The organism is Vibrio ouci, from assembly GCF_004551525.1.
GTDB classification, from domain to species: domain Bacteria; phylum Pseudomonadota; class Gammaproteobacteria; order Enterobacterales; family Vibrionaceae; genus Vibrio; species Vibrio ouci.
Genome location: NZ_SATR01000360.1, coordinates 1 through 452 on the forward strand (window position 1 = coordinate 1; position 452 = coordinate 452).

The following is a 452-nucleotide window of genomic DNA, read 5'->3' on the forward strand; positions in this document are numbered from 1 at the left end:
GCATATTAATATTTAAAGTTTATATCAGACATGAAAAAATTAGCAATTGCCCTGATGTTGGGTGCAGCCGCAGTTACGGCTTCCGCCCAAGTAAATTACACTGTGCAGACAGCCTGCCATCCATTGGACGTAAAGCATTATGACACACAACGTCTCCGTAGCATGAAAAAATTAGCAATTGCAATGGCTCCGGACGAAATCAATGTTACTTACACCCTCTATGACCGTTTGATTTACGGAGGTGCAATGCCTGTAAACAAAGTATTGAAACTGGAGACTTTCCGTGAGTTGGGTCCTGAAATCACTTACTTCCTCGAACGTCGCGAGTTGGGTGTTATCAACACCGGTGGCGATGGAGTAGTTATTTACGGAGGAGCTATGCCGGTAAACAAAATTTTGAAGCTGGAAACTTTCCGTGAACTGGGTCCGGAAATCACTTACTTCCTTGAACG

1 pseudogene is annotated in these 452 nt (G+C 43.8%); it reads left to right on the forward strand.

The window, feature by feature from the left end:
• Positions 1–30: 30 nt before the first annotated feature.
• Positions 31–452 (forward strand): annotated as a pseudogene (locus tag ELS82_RS28025) (hypothetical protein); the annotation flags it as partial.